This window comes from Streptomyces sp. UH6 (assembly GCF_013421635.1).
Lineage (GTDB): Bacteria > Actinomycetota > Actinomycetes > Streptomycetales > Streptomycetaceae > Streptomyces > Streptomyces abyssomicinicus.
Map to the genome: position 1 here is coordinate 1 of NZ_JACADT010000767.1, position 2,756 is coordinate 2,756.

Annotated in this window: 3 protein-coding genes; 2 read left to right on the top strand and 1 reads right to left on the bottom strand. The window is 72.6% G+C overall.

The window, feature by feature from the left end; genetic code table 11:
• Positions 1–450, bottom strand: a 450-nt coding sequence (locus HW445_RS25515; protein ID WP_180223260.1) for a GNAT family N-acetyltransferase, incomplete at its 3' end; no start/stop codon positions are given.
• A 92-nt stretch (positions 451–542) separates the two neighbouring features.
• On the opposite strand from HW445_RS25515, the gene HW445_RS25520 reads away from it, so the two are divergent.
• Both HW445_RS25520 and HW445_RS25525 read left to right on the top strand, forming a co-directional pair.
• A complete protein-coding gene (locus HW445_RS25520) occupies positions 543–944 on the top strand; it encodes a VOC family protein (protein ID WP_180223261.1) in 402 nt (133 codons plus the stop codon).
• A gap of 100 nt (positions 945–1,044) precedes the next feature.
• The gene (locus HW445_RS25525) at positions 1,045–2,688 is read left to right on the top strand and encodes a DNA repair helicase XPB (RefSeq protein WP_180223262.1); all 1,644 of its coding nucleotides are present in this window, start codon (positions 1,045–1,047) and stop codon (positions 2,686–2,688) included.
• Positions 2,689–2,756: the final 68 nt, after the last annotated feature.

The following is a 2,756-nucleotide window of genomic DNA, read 5'->3' on the forward strand; positions in this document are numbered from 1 at the left end:
CGATCCGCCCTCCGGCCCCGGTGCCGCCGGTTCGCCGGCCGTGAACCCGAGCCGCTCGTAGAAGACCCGCGCACCGCTGCTCACTGCCCCGGGATGGTCCGCGCCGAAGGTGACGACCTCCAGGACGGCCGGCCGCTCGGGCACGAACCGGGCCACGGCCGCGTCCAGCAGCGCGCGGCCCACGCCCGTTCCCCTGGCCGTGGCGGAGACGACCAGCCAGTCCAGATGGTGCGCGGGTGACTCCGTGCCGTGTCCCGGGTCGAACAGCAGCCCGCCCAGCGGCGCGGAACCGTCGTCCTCGGCGAGCAGTGCCGTCCCCCGGGCCGCATGGGTGCGCAGGGCACGGTGGAAGCCCGGCTCGGCCACCATCGGGCCGAACCACTGCTCCACCTGCGCGGCCAGTCGCAGGAACGCCTCCATGTCGCGCTCCCGCGCCTGACGGATCCGCATCGCCCCAGCATGGCAGCCGCGAGGACGGCGGATCCGCGGGGGACGGCGTCCGCGGTCTTCGGCAGGGGCCCGGCGGGCCCTAGGGTGCCGGCATGGCGACCATCAAGCAGATCTCGCTGGGCGTCCACGACGACCGGCGGGCGGGCGAGTTCTGGCGGCGGGCGCTGGGCTACGTGCGGCGGCCTCCGCGTTTCGAGGGTGACGACTGGATCGTCCTGGAGCCGCCCCCGGGCGAGCCGGGTGCCGCCGTCGCCATGGACACCAGCGAGAGCCCCGCCGAGGAGTTCCCCCGCGTCCACCTCGACCTGGACGCCGGTGACCGCGACCTCGACGAGGAGGTGGAGCGCCTGGTGGCCCTCGGGGCCCGGCGCGTCGACTGGCCGCACCTGCCCGACACCGTGGGCCCCGGGGAGCGGCCGTACGTGGTCCTCGCCGACCCGGAGGGCAACCGGTTCTGCGTGGAGGGCCACCGCCGTCGCGGGCGCCGCCCCTGACGCCGGCCGGGTGTTCCCCGTCACCCCGTCCCCGCCGCCGCGTGATGCACACTGGACGTTTGGCCGACGAGGTGCGGCCGAGTGAGGGAGAGGTGGCGCGTTGAACGGTCCGCTGATCGTGCAGAGTGACAAGACGCTCCTGCTGGAGGTCGACCACGAGCAGGCCGACGACTGCCGTCGGGTCATCGCGCCCTTCGCCGAACTGGAGCGGGCGCCCGAGCACATCCACACCTACCGCATCACCCCGCTCGGCCTGTGGAACGCCCGTGCCGCCGGGCACGACGCCGAGCAGGTCGTCGACGCGCTGGTCACCCACAGCCGCTACCCGGTGCCGCACGCGCTGCTGGTCGACATCGCCGAGACGATGGACCGCTACGGCCGGCTGACCCTCTCCAAGCACCCCACCCACGGCCTGGTGCTCACCACCACCGACCGGCCGGTGCTGGAGGAGGTGCTGAAGTCCAAGCGGATCGCCCCACTGGTGGGCGCCCGGATCGACGCCGACACAGTGGCCGTGCACCCCTCCGAGCGCGGCCAGATCAAGCAGACGCTGCTCAAGCTGGGCTGGCCCGCCGAGGACCTCGCGGGCTACATCGACGGCGAGGCCCACGCGATCGACCTCCACGAGGACGGCTGGCAGCTGCGGCCCTACCAGAAGCAGGCGGTGGAGAACTTCTGGTACGGCGGCAGCGGCGTCGTCGTGCTGCCCTGCGGCGCGGGCAAGACGCTGGTCGGCGCCGGGGCCATGGCCCAGGCGAAGTCGACCACGCTGATCCTCGTCACCAACACCGTCTCGGCCCGGCAGTGGAAGGCCGAACTGGTGCGGCGCACCTCGCTCACCGAGGACGAGATCGGCGAGTACAGCGGGACGAAGAAGGAGATCCGGCCCGTCACCATCGCCACCTACCAGGTGCTGACGACGCGCCGGAAGGGCGTCTACCCCCACCTGGAGCTGTTCGACTCCCGCGACTGGGGGCTGATCCTCTACGACGAGGTGCACCTGCTGCCCGCGCCGGTCTTCAAGTTCACCGCCGACCTGCAGGCCCGGCGCCGGCTCGGGCTGACCGCCACGCTGGTGCGGGAGGACGGGCGGGAGTCCGACGTCTTCTCGCTGATCGGGCCCAAGCGGTTCGACGCGCCGTGGAAGGAGATCGAGGCGCAGGGCTACATCGCGCCCGCCGACTGCGTCGAGGTCCGGGTCAACCTCACCGACTCCGAGCGGCTGGCCTACGCGACCGCCGAGACGGAGGAGAAGTACCGGTTCTGCGCGACCACCGCCACCAAGCGGAAGGTGACGGAGGCGCTGGTCCGGAAGTTCGCCGGGCAGCAGATCCTGGTCATCGGGCAGTACATCGACCAGCTCGACGAACTGGGCGAGCACCTCGACGCGCCGGTCATCAAGGGCGAGACCAGCAACGCGCAGCGGGAGAAGCTGTTCGACGCGTTCCGCAACGGCGAGATCAACGTGCTGGTCGTGTCGAAGGTCGCCAACTTCTCGATCGACCTTCCCGAGGCCACGGTCGCCATCCAGGTGTCGGGGACCTTCGGGTCCCGGCAGGAGGAGGCGCAGCGGCTCGGGCGGGTGCTGCGGCCGAAGGCGGACGGGCACCAGGCCCACTTCTACTCCGTGGTCGCGCGGGACACGGTCGACCAGGACTTCGCGGCGCACCGGCAGCGGTTCCTGGCGGAGCAGGGGTACGCCTACCGGATCGTCGACGCCGACGACGTCCTCGGCGGCGGCTGACAGCGACACCGAGCCGGACCCCGACGCCGGCCACCGACGCCCGGACCCGACGCCCGGACCCCGACACC